Raw genomic sequence first — 22164 nt, 5'->3', positions numbered from 1 at the left:
ATTTTGAATAAAGTTGAGGATAACCGTAACACAAAAGTCAGAATTCTATACCTTTTTTTGAAAGTTTAATTAGATTTAAAAGGATTTAAAATTTCTGCTTAAATTTGAAATCTAAATCATTTTAACATTTTACTATGATCAATGCAAATTCAGCCTTAACTTTTCCTTGTGGAGCCACTATGAAAAATAGATTTATGTTGGCTCCTTTAACAAACCAACAAAGCCATGAAAATGGGCAACTCTCTAATGATGAACTAAAATGGTTAACTAAGAGAGCTGAAGGTCAGTTTGGTTTAGTAATGACTTGCGCCTCACATGTTCAAGAAATTGGGAAAGGATTCCCTGGTCAACTTGGTATTTTTAGTGATAACTTAAAAGAAGGACATATAAAATTAACAACTAATATTAAAGAACAAGGAAGTTTAGCTGTTATTCAATTGCATCATGCAGGAATGCGCACACCAGCAGAATTAATTAATAAAAAACCTGTTTGCCCTTCTAATAATGAAGAGACAAATGCGCGCGGCCTTTCTTTAGAAGAAGTTATACAATTAAAAGATGATTTTATTGCCGCAGCAATTCGCGCACAAGAATGTGGTTATAATGGTGTTGAAGTTCACGGTGCACACGGTTATATTTTAACTCAATTTTTAAGTTCTAAAATAAATAAAAGGACAGATAATTATGGTGGTTCTTTACTAAATAGATCTCGACTCCTTTTTGAAATTATAGATGGAATTAGAGAAAAATGTGGCCCTGATTTTTTACTTGGCGTTAGGTTATCTCCTGAAAGGTATGGAATGGATATTGACGAGATAAAATTGGTTTGTCAAAGGTTAATTGATACCGAAAATATTGATTTTTTAGATATATCCTTATGGGATGTTTTTAAAATTCCTTATGAAGAAAAATATCAAGATATCTCGCTTCTAGAACATTTTAACTCATTAGATTTTAAAAAAGTAAAATGGACCGTTGCTGGAAAAATATACAACGCTGTTAATGTTCAAGAAGTTTTAAATTCTGGAGTGGATTTTGTATCTATTGGTACTTCTGCAATATTACATCACAACTTTCCAAAATTGGTTATAGAAAATCCAGCTTTTAGTCCAATTGAAATTCCGGTTTCAGAAGAACATCTTATAAATGAAGGATTAGGTAAAAAGTTTATCCACTATTTAAAAAGGTGGCCAGATTTTGTTAAATAGTCTGTTTTTAATTCATAAAATTCTTAGATAAGTTTATTCATTAACAAATCAATTTATTGTAAAATTATTTCAACTAACATATGAAGAGACCTAAATAAAAGCTAAAATTAATTATAAAGAATGAAAGAAAACTATTACTCTAAATTGTATTTAATCTTCTTTCAATCTCGAAATAATCAAGCCTACATTTTTCTTTTCAAAACGCTTCATTATTTTTAAAATGAAACGCATAGTTCGTGTTTTTGGGGCTTTAATGCGTTCTGCAATTTTAAGCACAAGGTTATCTATTTTTTGAATAGCCTTTTTATTATCGTTATCACCAAGAGCCCATAATAAATTGGCCGAATTCCAAGATAGTTCTCTTGCTTTTCGCATACTAAAATCTATAACTTGTTCGTCTTTATTTTCACCTAAAAGATCTAAAAGAAACATTAACGGAGACACACGACTCAGCCGTTCTTGTAACTCATTCGTAATTTGAAACAATATATCATTAACCTTATTAAAGTCGGTTTCAACTTCATTTATCTCAATTCCTTTCATGGTCTGTGCAGTAGATACGCTAAGATCTAAATTAATATGCGCATTCATTCCTAACATTATATGCTGTAATATAGTTAAAGGCATATCTCTTTGGTTAAAAGCAAACTGCCACGATGCGCTTACTTGCTTATTATTTTTATAATCATTATAAGCGTCCAAGTAGAGGTTCGCAAACGCTACATCTAAAATCTCAAGTCGTTCATTATTTTGGAAATTCCTAAGTTTTGTTTCTCTAGCAATTTCGGCTGTGGTACGTCTGTAAATGTAGGCGAATAAGCCTAAACGATCATTGGATTCAATGGCATTTTCAATGATAACATCCAATTGATTAATAACTTCTTTTATGGTAGTTGCTCTGCTCATTTTGTAAAGTTCAGTTTTAAAATTCATCTAACATAGCCATCGCTACATCCCCATAATTTATTAACAACCAGACACTTTGATTGTAATTAACAATAAAGATAAGGTTTATTGTTTTTGCGAAAGACCATTATTTATTGTAAATTCCTATCAAGTTAAGATAAAAATTAATTTTAATATATTTAAATTCATTCAAAACTTAATATATTAAAAAGTTTGATAAACATAATTAACTCTCTATAAAAATTAATTGAACAAAAGCAGTAATTCATGGCCGCCATAAAGGAAAAAATTATCATTAAGGGAGTTACTGAAGACTCCATCACTATAGATGTTGACGGGAAACAACAGAAAATAGATAAAAAACTAGATGTCTTGCTGGCCTTAATGAAGGAACAGTCCTCCAAATCAATACAAACAGCGGATAAAATATATAATATTGGAACCATTACCAATGCCAATTTTAGCTATTTAATGGGACAGGCAGGTCATGATAAATCCTTACCTGGTGCACTATCTGAAAACTTAGTAGGAACTGATGACGAATGGATTAAAATCTTAGGTAAAGACCTTATTAAAGAGGGAATTCCTGTAGGAGATGACCCTTTAGAGATTTTCCAGAATTACGACTGGCTTATTCAAGTATTTCTACAAAAAATGTGTACACCTGATGGTCGTAAAAAAACGTTGTATGGACTTTCTTTTATGGCAGAAACCTATCAAGCATCACTTCGGTATCTGTGTTATATACAAATGGCACAAATATTACAATTAGACAAGCCTCCAAAACTGGGAATTATATCCGACTTTTTACAAATGGGTGACGAAGATTATTTGAGTTTCGATTATACCAGTCTGTTACTTACTACAACAGATTTAATAGGTGAAAATGGATTTGTTCATGAAATTAATAAATTCATTAATAAATTGACCGATACGGATTCTGATTTATTTGGAACCGCATCTTTTCTTGAATCGGAACGCCAGAAATTAATATCTGGCTCTATTGAAGAAAATGAAGACTTACCTAAACTAATGGAAAAGTATTTAACGGCCTTGGTTTTTTGGATAAAAAACCTATCATTCGTAGCCAATTATCGCTTAGTATCAATAAAAGATATCAATCTTAATTACCGTATTGGATCTGATAAAACCTATCTGCACCGCTATGCAGAACTTCACAGTGTATACAACAAGAGCAACATAGCAGATAAAACAAAATCAATTCAAGTAAAAGGCTCATTTACCTTTAGTAAAAGTATTTTATTGTTCAAAGGAAATGTTTTAGCTGCCTGTTTAAGGAATATAGAGGACAAAGATTCTTATATTTCGTTATCTCCAATGCTCATTGATAAAAGTGTGTATGATGATGAAAACAAAAAGCAAACTCCAGAAATTTTCTATTATACGGGTTACCAAAAAGACGGAAGAAAATATAGTTATGTACCTTACAACAAAGAACTTCCCTTATCTTTAGATACTAAAAAAAATGGTAAATACCCTACGCTTAATGTAAAATCTACCAATACAAACCTCTCTGGACTTGATGATCTTTTTGAACAATTAGAAGACATATTTAATCCTTTTAAAATTAAAACATCATGAGCCAGGTTCCATCTCCTTTTAAGTTCTTGGATTCTTATCAAAAATCTGATGTTAAAATTTTCTTTGGTCGTACCAAAGAAACTACAGAACTATATAATGCCTTAAGTGGCGTTAAACATCTCATGGTATATGGACCATCAGGTTCAGGAAAAACCAGTTTGGTAGAATGTGGATTGAGAAATAGATTTTCTAATGCCGATTGGTATGCACTTACCATACGTAAAGGGAATAATATAAATACTTCTGTTTATAACTCTATCAATGAAGCTCTTAAAAATAAAATTCCGATGAATGCTTCGTTAGGATTACCATCAGATCCGTCTATTGGATTTGGAGAAGCCGTTGAAAAACTATTCAAGGAACGCTTTCAGCCCATATACTTATTGTTCGATCAATTTGAAGAGTTATTGATTTCTGGTGATCAGGATGAGCAAAAGACTTTTTTTGAAAGTATAAACAAACTCATTTACGATACAGTACCATGTCGCATAATGCTTATTATGCGTGAAGAATTCATTGGTCATTTATCCGAATTCGAATCACTTTGTCCTAGCATTTTACAGAATCGTTATCGTGTGGAGAAAATGGGACGAAAAAATGTACAGGAAGTGATATTCCAGATTTTGGAAGCTCCAACTTATAAACAATTTTATCGCGTAGAGGATAGTAATAAACTAGCAGAAAAAATATTATCTAGACTGCCAGATAAAAAAATGCAAATTGAATTGGCACATGTGCAGGTATTTTTAAGTGAACTTTGGGACCGAGCACAAAGCATAAATAAAGACAACGAACTCCCCGTATTAAGTACTGAGTTGATACAAAAAGGAGACAACCTAGAGAAAATTCTTGAGAGTTTCTTAAAAAAACAAATAGACACATTAGAAGGTGATTATGGGAAAGGTGTGCCTTTGGAACTTTTAGCCACCATGATTTCTGAAAAATTCACTAAGCTGCAATTAAGTGAAACAACAATTAGGCTTGAACTTGAGCATAAAAAAGTACAAAGCAAAAGCCCTATTTCTAAATTATTAAAAGAATTAGTTCAAAGACGCATCTTACGAACTTTAAAAGCTGATGATGAAAGCCAGTTCGAAATAAGCCATGATTCTCTAGCATTAGTTGTTGGTCAAAACCTCACAGAAGAAATGAAAATGAGGGAAAAGGCAGCAGATATATATAAAGTATATGATGAGCGAAAAGGCCTTTTTACACAAGATGATATTGATTATTTAAGACCTTATGAAAAAAGTTTAAATTTTCCTCCAGAGCTTCAAAAAAGAATACAAGAAAGTAATCTAGCTATTCAAGAACAACGACAAAAAGAGATTGAGCAAAAAATTTCAGATTCAAATAAAAAGAAGAAACTACGCTTTTTAGGGGCTGCAATTGTTGTTTTAATTGGTTTTATAGCAGCTATAACTTATTTAGCTATGGATGCAAAGAAGCAGGAAAAATTAGCTAAAGATGAAACTGTACGTGCAAATATTGCTGAAGGAGAAATAAAAGAATTATTACATTTAGTAATGAAAGGAAGAGGTGAACAGTATGAAAACATACCAGATTCTGTACTTACAAAAATATTATTTAAACAACGCACATATCCAATTGATAGCTTAATTATTCCAAAAGGATCTATAAGCCCATCAAACAAAGGTGGCGAAAATAGAAATTATACCATGTGGATAGACGTACCATCATTTAGAAAGAATGAAATTGAAAAAGTACAATATAAATTTTGTAGAGGATTTGTTGACCGACTAAGGACTTCAATAGATCCTACATCTTCTTTTTCAATTGGATATTTAGGTTATGGTTATTGCCCTCAAGGTTATGATATTGATATTATACTTAAAACCGGAGATACAATTCATCTTAATTTATCATACGAGGATTTTGTTAAACAAACTCCTTAAGCTTCAAAAAGCATCAACCATATAAATTTAACCAATAATTACATACTTAATTTTTTATCAAATTATCTAAACCAGCAAGTCCTAAATGTTCTCTTGCTTCTATACTACTACTAATGTTTAGCATAGGTACTTCTCCAATATCACTTTGATGAAAATGGTATACCAAGACAGATAAGTTTTTATTTGAGAACTCCCTGTTTTTTAAATCATCAGGAAGTGAATTATAACTATTTTGCATTAGTTGCTCTGCCATACCTGCAGAAAGTGGAGCATCACTAATTGTAACATTTTTAGACGCCACAATAAGAGCAAACATTCTAAATTCAGACTCCATTTCAAAAAAGAGGGATTTAAATATTTCGTAATATGAAAATTTACCATCACTCCCAAGATTTTTTATCCATCGTTCGTTGTCATCTACACTTGTGCCATTGGTATTAAATTTTTCTAAACTCGTAGTCATTGCAAACCCATCCAAATCATAATAATAGTGTAATTGATCAGTATAACCCGCTGTATCTAATATCTCACTCATATAATCATCCACTTGGCCAAGAGTAGTTATACTTGGTTGAAAATCCATTATAGTTAAACTAGTTGAAGGTAAAGGAGCTGGATTTGGGAAAAAGTATTGATTCTGTGAAATTATAGGCATAACAATCTCATTACTAAGTGAAGAACCGTCTTTAATTTCAGTTAAAATAGATTTTAAAATTACATTAGGGTACTTATTATTCAATTCTTTATAAAGACTTTCACATACTTTGGGATTTAATTCTTTTAAAATAAACTCATCTTTTTCCTTTTTAAGGTCTTTAATAAAACGATTATATAAATCATACAGATTGTTAATTTGATAACCACTCAAAGATTTACTGTGATGGTTAGATGCAATATATTTAAGTTGAATATATCTTGATATTAAATCATGTTTCAAGTCCAATTCATAAATGATATTTCCAGAAAATGGTTTTAAATAAGAAAATAATTTAAAGTTTAAACTGTTTAAAATTGAAAACTCTAAAGACAAATTATAGTTAGCTGCCAATCCCCATAACTTTAAAAAATTGTACCTATTTGAGTACTTTGCATCATTAAATAGTTTTTTAAAATCAGGATAAATATCATTATTCAAGTATGGCGTAAACTGGATACTTAAATTGGTTATCTCTTTAGATAAGTGAACCTTGGAATTGTTATTAAAATTTATGAGTTCATACCAAGAAGAATCTATACGGGTAAATATCGTCTGCTTTTTAATGCTTCCATTATAATTTTTATGTGCATTTTTTAAGGTTCTAACCCATTCCTTTAATTCTTCTCGAGTAGTATCATTTCTCTTTATATATAGCAATTTTGCTTTATTGAAATATAATAAAGCATGTGTGAATTTATAAAGGTTTAAGTTTTTACGAATAAATTTTCTATCTTTTATTATCCTTAATTCACGTTCTTCATAAGGGAGTATTTTTGATATACGACCAATACTTAAGCTATCAAAATACGTTTCTGTTAATGATAAATTAATATATGCTTGCGCAAGCGTTATAGATTCATACGTTTTACTCTTCTCTGAATTTTGCGCATTTAATTCAATCGAAATTAAAAAAAACAGCAAACAATAAATTAAAAATTTGTAACCTTTCATATTTTATAAATTTTTAAAAAAATTAGAATAAAACCAAGCAATCAATACTGTCCTAATAAATCAAATTTCTAACTAAAATTAGCGGTATCAATATTTTCAATATTGTAAATTTTCTCAGCATTTTGAACAAAGGATTTAGATAAGTTTTCATTTACAGGCGTATCCTTATTAACAGATTCATGCGCGCTCTTCCATTCTTTTATCACTGAAGCTGGAAACTTATCTATAGTATCAGGATTATCTATCATCTTATGATGTTCATCACATAATAAAATTAGGTTATTGAAAGATCGTCTTTCATCATCAGTCATTTTAGAGTCAAAACGAGGGCCTTCAGAACTAGCAGCACAAATATGAGCTATCTCACCTAAAACATTATTCTCATCCTCCGAAATCATACTGCGAGAGCATGATGGTTCTGCACATATATTACCCGAAAGGGCAAATAACTTTTTTACATCTTTAGATTTATATTGTCTTGCTTTCTGTGTCATCTTAATTTATTTTTAGTTCATTAAAGTTTATCTAATTACATTAAACATTTATTTATGTTTAATGTACAACTCAATCAATAATATATTTCTTAATTTAAATATTTGTCATAGTACTTAAAGCTCTTCTAGCATAATCAGCACCAAAATTAGCATCAATATTCAAGGATTCTTCTCGTCCCAAAGTATATATTAAACTTTGCACTCCCGGTTTTGAATAGCATACAACAAGATCTGCTAACATATTATAAGCTCCTTTAGTTTTCTTAGCAGAGTTTGTTAATTCGCTATAACTTCTTGAAGCAAACTGTGAACAATCTACCCCATCCCCTTTATTATTAATATAGCTTTTACCTGAGATTACTTGGCAACCAGCCGAGAAATTTGTACTACCAATACCAGACCAATGTATATTTATAGAGTTATTAGCCCGAATACCCAGAGGCTTACCATTTCTATCTGTAATATCAAGATCTTTTGGTGTTAACGAATTATCGTTGTTCCAATCTCGCAAGACCAAAACACCGTTAGCATCTAACGGCTTAGCCGCTCTATATATCTTTTTTTCAACCCAAACCTTATGCCACCCAAAACGGTAAAGTTGTTGCCCTTCTACTAAAAACGGTTCATCTTTTCTTCCTGCCATGCGAACACTTGGATCTGTTGATCCCCAAAACTTAAAAACTTGCCCATTAACCAATAAAATAAATATATCATCATTTTTACGATCATGTGCTGGCTTGTCTTGATTACGACGAATACCAATAAGATGAATTTCATCACTATCAAATGTCCAATCGTCTATTTTACGAGTTGAATATGTTTTATTCATTTTATTAATATAACTTAAAATAGGACCTGGATTAGCTTTGTAATGCGACTTCGCTTTTATTAATAATTTAAACCAATCTGTATATTCTTTTGTTGGTGTAGTTGCTGATTCTGGCCCCCAACTACAAACTCTATCCTGAGAAATCCAACGATTTACATGAGCCATAGTGCCATTACCTACAAATCCGTCAGGTACCATGGTCTTATCCCCTTCTTCATCAATGGTTCTAACGTATTCTTGAAATAACCTAACAGCCGCCTGAGTGGCATAATCAAATACACCAATATTCATCCTATTAGTCATAAATCCAGCTTTTTTAAGAAATTGCTGTAATTTTTCAACATCATGTCCCGCTACTTTTCTAAAAGAACGCCATTTAGTGCGATCATCATCCCTAAAAGATACTTTACCTACCATTAATCCATCTTGATGGTAATTTTTTAAAAAAGTTTTCCGGTTGTTAGGATATTTTGAAGCATCTGTACTTCCTAAATAAAGTAGTCCCATAATGTTATTATTTTAATGATTAATCCATATTTTTTATCTTCTCTAAATACTTATCTGTAAAATTAATTTCAATTTCCACCCATAGTGGTAAATGATCACTAGCTTGAAACGTACGCCATTTTTTATAATATGCCTTAAGTGAAGTATCTGTTTTTCGTGCTGCCTTTAAACTCGCAATCCGAGAATTAATTTTCTTCTTGGCTGTGTTTGAGGTTGCTTTTTCAAGTTCTTCTAGATTCTCCTCTAATTTTTCAGCAATTCGTTCTTTCATTATAGGCTTATACATTTCATAGTCATCGTCTCTAAAAATGCTATTGAAAAATTGAATTACACGATCTTTACGCTTAGGTTCTAAAAATTTCATTTCATCTTTGTTAGACATAAAAGAAATCTGATCATAAAAACTCGTTTGATCGCTATTACTACCCACATTATTTGTAACAACGGTAAAGCCATTATCTTTTAAGGCATTAAATCCTTGGCTTCCCTCCTTTTTAATATTAAAATCTCCAACTAAAATGTAATTGGTACTACTGGAATTACTTTCAGCACTTTTCTTAGCTTCATTTGCAAGGTATTTTGCAACTGCCTCTATTTCTTGAACTCGCCGTTTATACTTGTCAGAACTTGTGCTATTGGATCCAAAATAAATATGAACCGTTGAAAAGAAAAATTTAAACCATCCAGATTGAAAATCAACCCCAAAAGGTGATCGAGAAAATTGTAATTTTTCTTTTGTCTCCTTACTAATCATCAATTTTGGAGGCAGAACAATTTCTCCTGCTACGCCCGTAAATTTCACTTTATTTTTATCGTATATAAACCCAAGTCGCTCCTCGTTTCCTCCAATACTGCTATGTGTTACATCGGTAATGATATAATCAAAGTCATCTCCCAATATTCTCATAAGTAATTTTAACGGCCAAAGATCATAACAGATTTCCTGTATAGCAATCACATCAAAGTGTGATATGATTTCGGCAATATAATAAAAGGACTCCTCTAAACGAGGTCCAAAATTGAAGCGATCATCATCAAAATTTCTTAAGTTCCAAGTACCAAGAATTAACGAATCTGAGGCTTTCTTTCTTGGAAAACGCTCATCTTTAATTTGTTGACGAATGCGTTGTAAACCTTCAATAGTTCGTCTACGACGACTAATATCTTTTATTTTCTTAAGTGGATAATAATTTGGCATAACTTATTTCTTTAATGAATTTTCATTTTATTTACCTACTAGTTCTAAAAAATGTTCATAGATCATAACCATTGCGAGTGTATCGAGCTCACAATATTTTAATAAAGACTTCTTAATCTCGTCAACCTCCTTTTGTTCCATATCTGAATACTGAAGCTTTCCATAAGCGGTTAAGGCAGCTCCACCATCACTAATAGATTCTATTTCTGACATAGAATTTTCAATATCTTCTTCAGTCCAATCTTCAAAAATTGGTGGTAAATTTTTATATGGACTAATAACTTTTTCACCATCAACTTTAAGCCAAACATGGTTTTTAGAAAAATTCTTGGACGTTAACTCCAATTGAGCTAGTTTTTGAGAATATTTTGATTTTAAAAATTCACTTGTTTCTAAAATAGCTGGGAGTACAGCTTTAATAGAATTAGAACCTTTAGTTAATGGGTTGTAATAATAATCTTTAATCATTTCCAATAAATCAACCATATCACTAGGTCCTTGCCAATTTACATCTGCACTTTTTATACTATGGGAAATGCTTTTAATAAAAGTCATTAAAACATCTTTATCCGGTTCATTAGAAGTGGTCAGCTGCTCATAGAGAACATTAAGAATGGAATTTTCATGATTGGCATAACGGAAAATACTGCCATTATCTTTTTCAAGAGCCTTCTTTAAAGCCCTAATAAATTCAAAATTTGGAAATTCGCCAGGCTCCGCGTTTAAGAATTCATTGGCATGCTCAATGTGTCCATCTTTATAAAAAATATGATGTGAAAATTGAAAAGCAATTTGTTCGTAAGGATGCCTGCCTTTGTGAAATGGCAAAGCTGATGCACTGGTTTCAAAATCTATAAAATGTAATGGAAAAACCCATAAATCCATTTGAGATTTTAACCCTTTTACATCTATAAAAACAGAAGTATCTTTATTAACTTCCTTTTCAATTTGTAGCCATTGACGTTGGGTACTGGATAATTTACCTAGTTCCTCCTTATATTTAATAGCATCACGAGACAACTGTTCCATGAAAAACTTTTCTTCATTAAATAATTCAATTCCTCTGCGATAATACAATCCGCCAATCTCAAAAATGTTTGGTTTATTAAAATCATCTTCCGTCCACCCATGTTGTTTTTTAAAGCAATATTCAAAACCAGAATCTAAACCATCTTCTTTTTCTTCAATAGAGGTTTTAAATTCACAATGTTTGCAGGCAGAATAGGATGTTGGCCAATTTGCATAATCATCTTGTTCATAGATATACTTAAACCGCTTTATTGTATCAGCAAAAAGGAGGTCTTCTTGATATTTATGAACATCCTTTACAATATCTTCTATAATATCACTTACATCAACTCTTTCTAAAACTGGTGTACCTAATTCTTCAATAGATTTAACTAATACTTTAATTCCCGTTCTTTTATTGGTGGTTTTGGTGATTCGAAATTTTTGGTTTAATTTATTAATTGAAGCTGTTTTGGATGTATCAGCCATCATTATAAAACATTTAATTTCAAAACCTGGAAAACATTGCTGCATCACATATTTTTGAAATGCAATATCAAATAAATAGGTTTTCCATTCACTTCTTAAACCACCTCTAGAACCAACAAAAATGTTTTCTTCTGTGGAATCGAAAGATTTTGCCTTAACCTCTATCAATTCAATAAAATCTCCCTTTTTTACTATAACATCTGTTCTTACAAATAAGCCATTGTGAAGCAATGCAGCTTCATAAATGATTGAGTTATCTTTCCTTAGTAAATCTCTAGTTTTATACCAAAGTGCTTCATAGTCCCAATCCCTACCCTCTAATAATTTACCTCCTGGGAAAGACATTCTTGCCAATTCTTCCACTTGAAAACCACCTTGCGCCAATACCTCAAGAAAACTATCATTATCTTTATTATTGGCATAGGATTTCTTACCACTATAGAACAACTTATTTGGGCATTCTAATCCTAATTTAAATCGAGATTTTGTGAGTACGCGCATTTTTTTAGATTTATAAATATTTTATCATTTTTTAGAATAGAATTACATTCCTCTGTTCGAAAAGTCTTTTTCAATAGTTTCTATAACCCATTTTGTCATCTTCTTGGAAATTTTATTAATAATAAATCCTTTTCCTATTCCCCAAAGCCATCCAGACATTTTACCATTTAGTTCGGCTTTTAAAATTGCTTTAACCCTATTTTTAATAGGACCCTCCAATTTTCTGAAAGCTTCTTTATTAAACTTAGGAAAGTCTTGAACTGTATATCTAGAAGGATTAGGGTCATCATCCGGATTTAGTTTGCTAACATCTGGAATAATGGGCATAAAAACCTTCATAGTACCATCCTCTTGCTTAATATTTCTACCAAATTTTTTAATGGCCTCATCACTAACTCCGTGAAACAGACTCTTTGGGTTTGTTTTATCATATTCCATGAACATGATACCTCTTAAAAAATTTCGCGCATTATCACGTCCTAAAAAGAAATCGTGTTTTCTGAATTCAATATCAATAAAGCCTCCAAAACCACCAATAGCACCAGTAGCCAAAGGAGGATAACTTACTTCTTTTCGAGAACCTAATTTTAGTTTTCTTGGAAACGCCATAAGTTTAAACAATCCTGTACCATAAGTATCGCTTTGTTTATTTCTTGCTTGATTAAGAACTGTTGGTATTAAATTTCCAATAATATCCATAATACTGGTTTTTTCGTAATTTGGCTTTCCTGCCCCCTTTTCATCTTCAAAATTTGGAAAAGGATCAATTAAAACTGTTCCGTATTTTGGATTTACAGAATCTTCAGGACCATGATTATCTACTAGACATCTAAGTACTTCATCAAAAGGTTCATTATTTATAGCTCCACCATCTACAGCTGTAAACTGAAAATTTTCTTTTGAATCTATATCTAATTCAATATCCATTTGAGAAGTAAATGCTTTTCTTTCAGCCAGACTATTATAAACATATTCCATAGGAAAATCAGATTCAAAATAACGTGGTGCTAAACCAATAGGAAATGCTCCTGTAGCCTTGGTTACATTAATTAAAAAGTCTCTATTTGATTTTAATTTCTTTCCTAAATCATTAACTATATCTGAATTAAGTGGTTGAAATGGCAAGTATTTATTTTTGTCTTTGTCTTCATCATATTTTAATTTAAAATGAGCGACAATATCATGGTTACTTATTCTGTGACCTGGTGTAGAATCTAAAAATTTAGATTTAATTTTACTAAACTTCACCTTATAATCTAAAGGACGTAAACTTGTTACTGTTAGTAAAACTCTTAAATCATCAGATATGTAACTAGGAAAATTATTAGGAGTTGCATTTGCGGGAAGTTGCTCAAAGACATTTTCTGCAATTCGATCTATTGGTTTAGAATTTAATAACGAAGGGGCTCCTTTATTAGCATCCAGATCAACATTAGTTAGCATTTTTTCAAAGGTAGTTTTCCCTCCTCCACTACCATCATACAAGCTATTATCATCATCAAGAAAAACCCAGCTATCATAAAGAATATTTCCAGTTTTAGTGTTTGAAACTTCCCTTACTGGTTTAATATTTCCTGCACATAACGCTAAGGTTGTAATCATACTTACCATACCACCAGCTGAAGCACCTCCAATTGCATCAATAATAACTTTGTGATCTGGAATATTACTATTCGGATTATTTTCGTTCTCTTTTTTAGCAGCTTCCCAGGCAGAAAGCGCCTCTAAAACATAGTCCATAAAACCTGCCGTATAAGCACCTGCAGAAACAGCTCCGGCCATGGTAATACCTAAATGAAATGTACTTGATTTTGAATTATTGCCCATGATTTTTAGTTTAATTGTTAATTATAAATGTTCACCCAAATTATTTTACTCTTTTAATTTTCTTTACTTATGCTTAGACTTCTTTTTTAAGTCTTTATTTATATTTATAAAGAACTCGCTAATTTGCTTTTTAAAAACTCTGTTGGATTTTGTTTGGCTATTAAGTTCCATTTTATAGCTCCCAAGGAATTTTGCATATCTATCCAATACTGTTTTTCTGTTTTATGATTGCTCACCACGTAAAAATCAGTTCCAAATAATACGCGTTTACCAATTTTAGGATTATCTAATATTTCAGATAATAAATTCAAGTATTTAAGATCGTGAGATGTATAACTAATATCAGTATATACATTCTCAAACTGCATTATCATAGTACTAATGATAGAAAACCAATCTACATAATGCCAAAATTGATATAGATTAGCATTGCTTTCTAACCTTGCTTTTAGGTTAAGCCCATTTTTAGGATTTTGGATAATGGCATTAGCTTCACGATAACGATCTTTAGATAAAAACCTTTCCCACATCTCAGCACTTCCATAGTGGGCCAAATTGATTTTTAAATTTTTAAGATTACGAGTTATCTTTCCATCTTTATAACCAAATAAGGTTTTTAAATCACCATTTTCGTCAAAAGTTTCAATCACTTTTGTTAATAAAGGTTCATGCAACAAACATAAATAATTTAATGGGTGCGTAAAATTCTTCTGAAAATCTTTGTTCTTCAACTCAAGAAAACGAAGTTGTCCAATTGTTTTTTCCTTTGTGTCTTCATTCTTCTCATAAACCTCGTTAAAAATAGGATGATAATCGTAATTTTTTCCTAAGTCATTTAATTTTCCGCGATAATACACCGGACCAATTGAGCAATGGGTTGTAATAGGAATATTTTTTTGTTGGCAATACAACCAAAGTTTGAGTAGATTTTTATCGAAAACATAATAACCCAAAGCTGGATAGATTTTAATCCCCGCACAACCACCATCAATATAAGTTTTCAATTGGCAGTCTTCTAAAATAATGTTATCCGGATCATCTGAATTCAGGTTTAAAAACACCTTTCCATACTCTTTAATACGTCTGGGATCCACAAAAATAAAAGGATAGCAAACATCTTGGTTGTCTTTTATTTTTTTCAAATCTATTACCTCCTTCATTTGTTCTAAAAAAGGAGTTCTCACAGGACCAGCCTCCATATATTGTAAATCCATAGGTAATATTACAAACTTTGATCCAGCAGGATATTGCTGCTTTAACTGATTAAAAATATAAGCTTGTCCACTGTGGCTTGTAAAACGGGCAATATTAATATAACGCAACAACAGCTCTAATTGCTCCTTACCAATGGCCTTTTGAAACCGACTCCAAAGGTATTTTATCAACATGCTGCGCACACTTTTAAATGCAATAACAATGAATAGTAAAAGAAATACTGAATTCCATAAATTACCTAAATCTGGCATTATTGGATTTAATAAATCTATATAAAAATTGCATAACCACCCTATCCAAGTTTCTTTTAATGAAGGGACTATAAGTTCAAATAAATAATAAGCAAAGATTAACCAAACAACGGTTAACCAAACAAAATACAATATCTTAAAAGGTGTTTGGGTTCTGAATTTCTTTTTCTGGTAAGCCAAGTGCTTCTTGTTGCGCCCGGTATATCCAAAATCATCATTATTTCTTTTTAAATAAGATTTAATAAAGTTTACTATTGGAATGGTTGGAAACCATTTATAAAACGGCCAAGGAAGGATTTGTTTTGCCATATATTTAGGCACATGCTCTTTTGTAAAGGTATGCGTGTGAGCATTAATAAACGGTAATCCTGTATTTGGTTGGTTAAGTGACATAGCTTTTGTTCTTTTCAAATAGTTTTATAATTTTTTTTTATAATGTTATAATATAGTTCCCTATTTAACCTTCTCTTGCACAATAGTTATCCAGCCTTATTATGAACTTACAATAAAAAAGTAGACATTTAATTACGAGATTATGCCACTATATTTTAGTTATACATTTTTAACTGAAATTCATTAATGTTTTAAAACCTATATAAAAATAACTTCCTTTTTATTGAAGTAAGTTTTATTTTTACTTTTAGGATTCAAAATAAACTTTCTCCCTCTGCATTATCCATTAATTTTCTTACCTACTTTTTATATGATTAAAAAATTCAGACTAATTTTTACACGTAATAATTGATAATTATTATTTCAGTTATAAAAAATATTATCTATTGAGTCTGTATTTTTTTGCAAATATTATTACTTATACCTTTAAAATTAAATGTTGCAGCGACGTCTTCTTGTTTGAAAACCTTCCCTTTCACAAATGGCTACTTTTAATATATCTCCTCGTGTTTTTACTGCATGCTAATTGGTAATTGTATTTTTTTTATAATTATTACCAGATATAGATTCAGTGCTTAAAACTGGTCCAAAAGCTTAGCCAGAATTTTGTGTATTTAATACGTTAAGATCAGCGTAAAAGAAGCATCTTTTCATAACTATCTCATTAACAATTTATTAAATATATGAAAATAATTTCAATAATTAATAATTTTTTTTTAAAAGAATAATAAGCTTATAATTTGAGTCTCTTAATAAACTTAAAAAATAGACTTTTATTTAAATATCTATTAAGCATTTCAAATTGTAATGATTTTTTATTTCTAAAGTTTTTCGTTAACTCAGTTCTTAATTTAAAACAAGAATCGTAATTAAATACTACACCTAAACTAACTTGCAATAAAGAATCTGATAAATATTAGAGTCATAGTCCTATTGAATAATTATATTTGTTTGTGAATATTAAATAAATAACATTATTCATATAAAAAAATTGAAAAATAATACTTTTTATGATTATATAATGAGTTATAAAACATAAGATGAAATATTTTCTACAAATAATATTACTATCGATTATTTTAGCAAATTACTCTTGTACAGAAAAGAAAATTGAGTCAAAAGTTGAACATAGAATTGTTAGTATTTATATGTACGATTCTATTCCTGAAAAAATGGAATATCAATTAGTAATAAAATCAAATGATACACTGATTGATTTCTATTACTGGAATTTAAATAATCCTAAGGGAAGTATGTTTTTTAATTACCTGACAAAAACCAAAACGTTGATTTGGGAAGGAGATAAATATATAATTGACAAAGAAAATACATTTAGTGATTTAAAATTCTCTGAATATAAATTTGACAATTTTCAACAAGAAGACAGAGAAATCGATGGAACTGGTCCGATTTTATTCAACCAAGAATTCGGAATATTAGGAATTGGAAATGTATTTGGGCCTGAATTAATATTTTATCCGAATTTAGAAATATCAGATGTGGATAAAGATATTTTAAAAATATTGCACGATTAAAACGTTTTACAACACCTCATATTTTAGGACTAGACATTTAAGAAAAACAGAAATGAAAAGAATATTTTTAGGAATTATAATAAGTATAGTTTGTTTGAATTTAAGTTTCGGACAAGAATTACAAGATGGACAAAAAAGATGGAGTTCAAGTTCAAAACTCACCATAAATGATTTTAAAATCAAAATCAGTGATCAAAATAATGATGCTGTATATAGCCAATTTATGATTTCTCATTCAATTGGTGGATTTGACTTTATGAAACGGAATCTGAATCAAAAAATTGGAAATCTATTTTTAGGAAACGCATCTTGGATAGACACAACAAAAGTAGAGAGTATTGAAAAACAAATTGATTTCCAACAAATGCAATTTGACCTTGCTGAAATTCAAGCACGGAAATTCAGAAAAAGAATATTAAAAGACAAACGAGAAATTTCAAAAGGTTTTGACATTGTGAATAAAATCAATAACGAAACAATAGCGGAATTTTCTGTAATTCGACTTAAATTAATGAGAGAAACTGAAAGTGGACGAAATGAAAAAAAAGTTGCAGAATGGAAAGAAAAGATTGAGTCTGAATTAAAGGAATTGAATGAATTTAGGTTCGAGAATAAAAAGAAAATAAAGCTGAAAAAATAAAAACCAGTTGGCAACAAAAAACTGAGTTAAAAAGCAAATAATGAATATTATGCCAACAACTATAAGAACATTTATATTGTTATTCTTCATGTCATTTTTAATTGTCGCTTGTACAATTCAAAATTGGCTAATTAGGAAAAAATAATAACAAAGGAATATCCTGATGCAGAACTTAAGGAATACAAACCGTTTTAAGGAATTGATATAAAAAATAACCGTCAGCACCTTGAATAACTAATGGCTTGTATTCTCCTACTACTGAAAAGCCTAGCGGATTTTGTATTCGGTTTTTATTTGCTAAATTAGGAATTTAAAACACGCAACTTTCCATACACAATACATTAAAAATAATTAACCAAACCAAGAAACAGTGTGAAAAACATTAAAATTTTATCAATTCTAACATTATTTTTAATTTTTAGCTCGTGCAATGAAAAAGTATTGAACGAAAAACCAAAACCAGACGGAATTTGGAAACAAATTGGATATGGAAATATTATAGAATTGAACGACACAATTATAAGTGTATATAATATTTCAAAGCAAGATTGTAATTTATCATTTAAAGAACATATTTTAGATTTTGGTAAAGTAAAAAACTATACAAAAGACACGTTAACCATTCAGCACGGAAATGATGATTGGCTATTTACTAGATTAGAGAAGTTACCCAATCTCTGTAAAGCTTCAAACGAATTGAATAACAACCCTAAACATAATTTCCAAGTATTTTGGAACACTTTCAATGACCACTATGCATCCTTTGATATTAAAAATATTAATTGGGACGAAGTCTATGAAAAGTACGAACCTAAAATAAACGAGAACACTAATGATTTAGAACTTTATACAATCTTTAAAGAAATGATTGCGCTTCTTAATGATGGCCACGTAAAAATGGAAGTTCCCGAAAAAATCGAAAACGAATATAAAAATCAAATAGAAGAACAAGAAGAAAAGTATTCCAAATTAGACGAATTTAATCTCAATAAAGAAATTGCAGAATTTTATGTAGACAGTTTGCAAAATTATAATGCAGGAATGGTTCGTTACGGACTTGTAAATAATAATAATATAGGTTATGTACAAATCAATTCTATGCTAATGTTAGCTGACTATAATTTGGAGAAAAATTTGGATTTGAGAAATTTCTATGGTCAATATTGGGAAAAAGCAGAAAACAGAAAAGACGAATTACAAAGACAAGACGAAGTTGATGGCATCAACAAAGTGTTAAACTCAATAATTTTAGATTTACCAAAAGCGAAAAGCTATATTTTAGATTTACGCTTTAATGGTGGTGGAAAAGATGCAGTTGCACTCGACATTTTAAATCACTTTTCAGATACCGAAAAATTAGCCTACACAAAAAAAGCAAGAACAGAAAAAGGTTTTACGAATCCTCAAAATTTTAAAATTATTCCATCAAAAAATCATTTCAGTGGAAATGTATATTTACTCACAAGCCATTTAACAGCAAGTGCTTCCGAAATTCTTGTTTTGGCATCTCTAACTAATAGTAATTTCAAAAGAATTGGTTCAACAACAGAAGGAATTTTTTCTTCAACTTTAGATAAAGAACTTCCTAATGGTTGGGAATACGAATTATCTAACGAAGTTTATTTAGATTTAAATGGCAAAAATTACGAAAATATTGGAATTTCGGCAAATTACCAATTGGAATATTCAACAAACAAAGACGAATTTTTAGACCAATTATCAACTGACTTGAAAAACAAAAAAGACAAAGCAATTGAATTAGCAATAGAACTTGAAAAAAAGCAATCGAAAAAATAACAAAAGCACAATACCTTGAATAATTAATGGCTAATTCTCGCTTAATTACGAATAATCTCGAGGATTTTCTATTCAGTTTTTATTTTCTAAATTAGGAGCTTAACCACGAAACCTAACTCTAATCCGTTATAGCATATTGACTAAGATTATTTATTTAACTACAATACAATTTATTAAAATATAATGAAGATATTAAAATCAATAATATTAATACTAAGTATATCATTTGTGACAAATGCCAGAGAGTACAACATCTCTGATTATAATGCTGTTAATGATGGAAAAACACTGAATACGAAAGCAATTCAACAAGCTATTGATGATTGCACTTCATCTGGAGGTGGAATAGTAAATATTGATGGAGGTGGAATTTATGTATCAGGCACTATTTACCTAAAAGATAATGTTTCATTACACATTGATGGGGGTACTACTTTGCAGGGAAGTGCAGACTATTACGATTATACAAAGGATACTTATAAAATGATGTATCAATACAGTACCAACATGGATCGCTGTTTTATATATGCTGAAAACTCCAAAAACATAAGTATTGTAGGGACCGGAACTATTGATGGAAATGGCCATTTAGAAAACTTTGCCCAAGGTACGGGTCGCCCAATGCTAATTCGTATGTTAGAGTGCCAAAATATCCATCTCAACAATATCAATTTAATTAACCCAGCAAGTTGGACTTCCGTTTTTTTATACTGCGATAATATTGAGGTTTCAGGTATTAACATTCATAGTCGTGTTAATTTTAATGGAGATGGACTTGATTTTGATGGGTGTACTAGGGTTCGGGTATCAAACAGTAACTTCGATAACAGTGACGACTGCATCTGCCTTCAGACTTCACGCTCTGATAAGCCATGTAAAGACGTTGTTATAACAAATAATATATTTCGTTCTAAATGGGCTGGTATTAGAATTGGCTTACTTTCAAAAGGGGACATTGAATCAGTTGCTGTAAGTAATTGTACATTTAGAAATATTGAAGATGCTGGTATAAAAATACAACAAAACGAGGGTGGTGAAATGAAAAATATGACCTTTTCAAACCTAGTAATGGAAAATGTTCCTAGACCAATTTTTATGACATTTTGCCAACAACGAATGAGTGTAGATACTCCCAAAGGTCAAATAGAACCTATTAAGCGAATGCATGGTTTCTATTTTAATAATATAATAGCTGATAATTCTAAAGGCGATAAAAATTCAGCGATTTTTATTACAGGACTTCCTAATCATAAAATAGAGGATATCTCTATTAAAAACATTAGATTCATAGTTTCTGGCGGAGGAACAAAAATGGATGCTGCAAAAGTTGATTCTGTAAAAGAATTTACACCTGAGGTTATGGGTGTTCATTACCCTGAATTTTATTCGATTGGAACTTTACCTGCATTTGGAATTTTTGTTCGTCATACTGCAGGACTTCACCTTGAGAATATTAACCTCATAACAATAAATGAAGATAAAAGGCCTCCTGTGATTTTAAATGATGTGACAGATTTTTACAGCAGTTTTCTGAAAAAGAACGGAAAAAAAATTAGAGATATTGAAATTATAAATGTCAGTAAAAAAGAATAACGTGCTAAAACAATGTATAACCAAAATTGCTTAGTTCAGTAAAATAGAATGTTTATAAAACAAAAAAATATTAATTTCAAACATCGGTAAATCTCCAATTTTTAATCCGAACAAATCTTATAATAACCCATTGGCATTTATTAAATATGAAAATGAAAAAACCGATGAAATGGAATGAAAATTTCATTTATTTAACGCTAGCTTATTTTTTTATTAATGCTGCTTTCATTTTTCACGCAACTTCAATGAATGGAGGTAGTTCTTTAGGATATATTTACATTCTTCCAGTATTTTGGCTTATTTTTATTATAGGAGCTGGATTTTTCGCTTATAATAAACGAAAAACACTTTTTGATAAAAAGACTAAAAAATCATCGATATTATTATTGTCACTCTGTACTCCGATTCCTTATATAATAATCGTTCAGATTTTCGGATTAATTTTAATGATGTTCTGAATAATTCAAAAATAAAATTAAATATTACAAAGTAAAAAATCGGTAGTAATAAAACTACAGCCAACAACTCATAAAATTTATGCTTACTTTTAAACTAAATAATAAACCAACAAACATTCAACAAACGATTTGCTAGCACCGAAAAATCT

The 22164-nt window shown here is 30.3% G+C and carries 16 protein-coding genes; 8 read left to right on the top strand and 8 right to left on the bottom strand.

Features of this window, described 5'->3' with window-relative positions:
- Positions 1 to 134 precede the first annotated feature (134 nt).
- Positions 135 to 1208, top strand: coding sequence for an NADH:flavin oxidoreductase (locus DAD81_RS18750; RefSeq protein WP_111709847.1), 1074 nt, complete (start codon positions 135 to 137; stop codon positions 1206 to 1208).
- A gap of 150 nt (positions 1209 to 1358) precedes the next feature.
- Here the strand turns inward: DAD81_RS18750 and DAD81_RS18745 are convergent, their stop codons facing one another.
- The gene (locus DAD81_RS18745; RefSeq protein ID WP_111709846.1) at positions 1359 to 2114 is read right to left on the bottom strand and encodes a DUF5995 family protein; all 756 of its coding nucleotides are present in this window, start codon (positions 2112 to 2114) and stop codon (positions 1359 to 1361) included.
- Positions 2115 to 2498: 384 nt separating this feature from the next.
- Between DAD81_RS18745 and DAD81_RS18740 the strand changes: the two genes are divergently transcribed.
- Both DAD81_RS18740 and DAD81_RS18735 read left to right on the top strand, forming a co-directional pair.
- Positions 2499 to 3716 (top strand): hypothetical protein, encoded by a 1218-nt coding sequence (locus DAD81_RS18740; protein WP_157961190.1) that lies wholly within the window; start codon positions 2499 to 2501, stop codon positions 3714 to 3716.
- The gene (locus tag DAD81_RS18735; protein WP_111709844.1) at positions 3713 to 5632 is read left to right on the top strand and encodes an ATP-binding protein; all 1920 of its coding nucleotides are present in this window, start codon (positions 3713 to 3715) and stop codon (positions 5630 to 5632) included. The genes DAD81_RS18740 and DAD81_RS18735 overlap by 4 nt, the downstream gene beginning before the upstream one ends.
- A gap of 46 nt (positions 5633 to 5678) precedes the next feature.
- Here the strand turns inward: DAD81_RS18735 and DAD81_RS18730 are convergent, their stop codons facing one another.
- From DAD81_RS18730 to DAD81_RS18700, 7 genes are all read right to left on the bottom strand, one after another.
- Entirely contained in the window at positions 5679 to 7280 is a 1602-nt protein-coding gene (locus DAD81_RS18730) for a hypothetical protein (RefSeq protein WP_111709843.1), read from the bottom strand.
- 68 nt (positions 7281 to 7348) lie between these two features.
- Positions 7349 to 7678 (bottom strand): HNH endonuclease, encoded by a 330-nt coding sequence (locus tag DAD81_RS18725; RefSeq protein WP_218939738.1) that lies wholly within the window; start codon positions 7676 to 7678, stop codon positions 7349 to 7351.
- Between the two features lie 190 nt (positions 7679 to 7868).
- Positions 7869 to 9110 carry a peptidoglycan-binding domain-containing protein gene (locus DAD81_RS18720; protein WP_111709841.1) on the bottom strand — a complete coding sequence of 414 codons (1242 nt, stop codon included), beginning with the start codon at positions 9108 to 9110 and terminating at the stop codon, positions 7869 to 7871.
- A 19-nt stretch (positions 9111 to 9129) separates the two neighbouring features.
- Positions 9130 to 10017, bottom strand: a complete 888-nt coding sequence (locus DAD81_RS18715; RefSeq protein ID WP_218939737.1) for an exonuclease/endonuclease/phosphatase family protein — start codon at positions 10015 to 10017, stop codon at positions 9130 to 9132.
- A gap of 318 nt (positions 10018 to 10335) precedes the next feature.
- Entirely contained in the window at positions 10336 to 12306 is a 1971-nt protein-coding gene (locus DAD81_RS18710) for a DUF2779 domain-containing protein (RefSeq protein ID WP_111709839.1), read from the bottom strand.
- A gap of 42 nt (positions 12307 to 12348) precedes the next feature.
- Positions 12349 to 14133, bottom strand: a complete 1785-nt coding sequence (locus DAD81_RS18705; protein ID WP_111709838.1) for a patatin-like phospholipase family protein — start codon at positions 14131 to 14133, stop codon at positions 12349 to 12351.
- A 104-nt stretch (positions 14134 to 14237) separates the two neighbouring features.
- Positions 14238 to 15992, bottom strand: coding sequence for an amidohydrolase family protein (locus DAD81_RS18700; RefSeq protein WP_111709837.1), 1755 nt, complete (start codon positions 15990 to 15992; stop codon positions 14238 to 14240).
- A 1040-nt stretch (positions 15993 to 17032) separates the two neighbouring features.
- Here DAD81_RS18700 and DAD81_RS18695 point away from each other — a divergent pair.
- From DAD81_RS18695 to DAD81_RS20860, 5 genes are all read left to right on the top strand, one after another.
- Positions 17033 to 17527 carry a hypothetical protein gene (locus tag DAD81_RS18695; protein ID WP_111709836.1) on the top strand — a complete coding sequence of 165 codons (495 nt, stop codon included), beginning with the start codon at positions 17033 to 17035 and terminating at the stop codon, positions 17525 to 17527.
- A gap of 52 nt (positions 17528 to 17579) precedes the next feature.
- Positions 17580 to 18167 carry a hypothetical protein gene (locus DAD81_RS18690; RefSeq protein ID WP_111709835.1) on the top strand — a complete coding sequence of 196 codons (588 nt, stop codon included), beginning with the start codon at positions 17580 to 17582 and terminating at the stop codon, positions 18165 to 18167.
- A gap of 372 nt (positions 18168 to 18539) precedes the next feature.
- On the top strand, positions 18540 to 19964 hold the full coding sequence (locus DAD81_RS18685) for a S41 family peptidase (protein ID WP_111709834.1): 1425 nt from the start codon (positions 18540 to 18542) through the stop codon (positions 19962 to 19964).
- 228 nt (positions 19965 to 20192) lie between these two features.
- Positions 20193 to 21557 carry a glycoside hydrolase family 28 protein gene (locus DAD81_RS18680; protein WP_245949358.1) on the top strand — a complete coding sequence of 455 codons (1365 nt, stop codon included), beginning with the start codon at positions 20193 to 20195 and terminating at the stop codon, positions 21555 to 21557.
- A 146-nt stretch (positions 21558 to 21703) separates the two neighbouring features.
- The gene (locus DAD81_RS20860) at positions 21704 to 22015 is read left to right on the top strand and encodes a hypothetical protein (protein WP_111709832.1); all 312 of its coding nucleotides are present in this window, start codon (positions 21704 to 21706) and stop codon (positions 22013 to 22015) included.
- The last annotated feature ends 149 nt before the right edge of the window (positions 22016 to 22164 follow it).

Origin of the sequence: Lutibacter citreus (assembly GCF_003260195.1) — a bacterium.
In the GTDB taxonomy this organism is placed as follows: Bacteria; Bacteroidota; Bacteroidia; order Flavobacteriales; family Flavobacteriaceae; genus Lutibacter; species Lutibacter citreus.
This window is presented reverse-complemented; position numbering and strand designations above follow the sequence as displayed.

Coding starts and splice junctions, on each gene's coding strand:
- DAD81_RS18750 (WP_111709847.1), top strand. CDS start 135: ATGATCAATGCAAATTCAGCCTTAACTTTTCCTTGTGGAGCCACTATG.
- DAD81_RS18745 (WP_111709846.1), bottom strand. CDS start 2,114: ATGAGCAGAGCAACTACCATAAAAGAAGTTATTAATCAATTGGATGTT.
- DAD81_RS18740 (WP_157961190.1), top strand. CDS start 2,499: ATGAAGGAACAGTCCTCCAAATCAATACAAACAGCGGATAAAATATAT.
- DAD81_RS18735 (WP_111709844.1), top strand. CDS start 3,713: ATGAGCCAGGTTCCATCTCCTTTTAAGTTCTTGGATTCTTATCAAAAA.
- DAD81_RS18730 (WP_111709843.1), bottom strand. CDS start 7,280: ATGAAAGGTTACAAATTTTTAATTTATTGTTTGCTGTTTTTTTTAATT.
- DAD81_RS18725 (WP_218939738.1), bottom strand. CDS start 7,678: ATGATTTCGGAGGATGAGAATAATGTTTTAGGTGAGATAGCTCATATT.
- DAD81_RS18720 (WP_111709841.1), bottom strand. CDS start 9,110: ATGGGACTACTTTATTTAGGAAGTACAGATGCTTCAAAATATCCTAAC.
- DAD81_RS18715 (WP_218939737.1), bottom strand. CDS start 10,017: ATGAGAATATTGGGAGATGACTTTGATTATATCATTACCGATGTAACA.
- DAD81_RS18710 (WP_111709839.1), bottom strand. CDS start 12,306: ATGCGCGTACTCACAAAATCTCGATTTAAATTAGGATTAGAATGCCCA.
- DAD81_RS18705 (WP_111709838.1), bottom strand. CDS start 14,133: ATGGGCAATAATTCAAAATCAAGTACATTTCATTTAGGTATTACCATG.
- DAD81_RS18700 (WP_111709837.1), bottom strand. CDS start 15,992: ATGTCACTTAACCAACCAAATACAGGATTACCGTTTATTAATGCTCAC.
- DAD81_RS18695 (WP_111709836.1), top strand. CDS start 17,033: ATGAAATATTTTCTACAAATAATATTACTATCGATTATTTTAGCAAAT.
- DAD81_RS18690 (WP_111709835.1), top strand. CDS start 17,580: ATGAAAAGAATATTTTTAGGAATTATAATAAGTATAGTTTGTTTGAAT.
- DAD81_RS20860 (WP_111709832.1), top strand. CDS start 21,704: ATGAAAATGAAAAAACCGATGAAATGGAATGAAAATTTCATTTATTTA.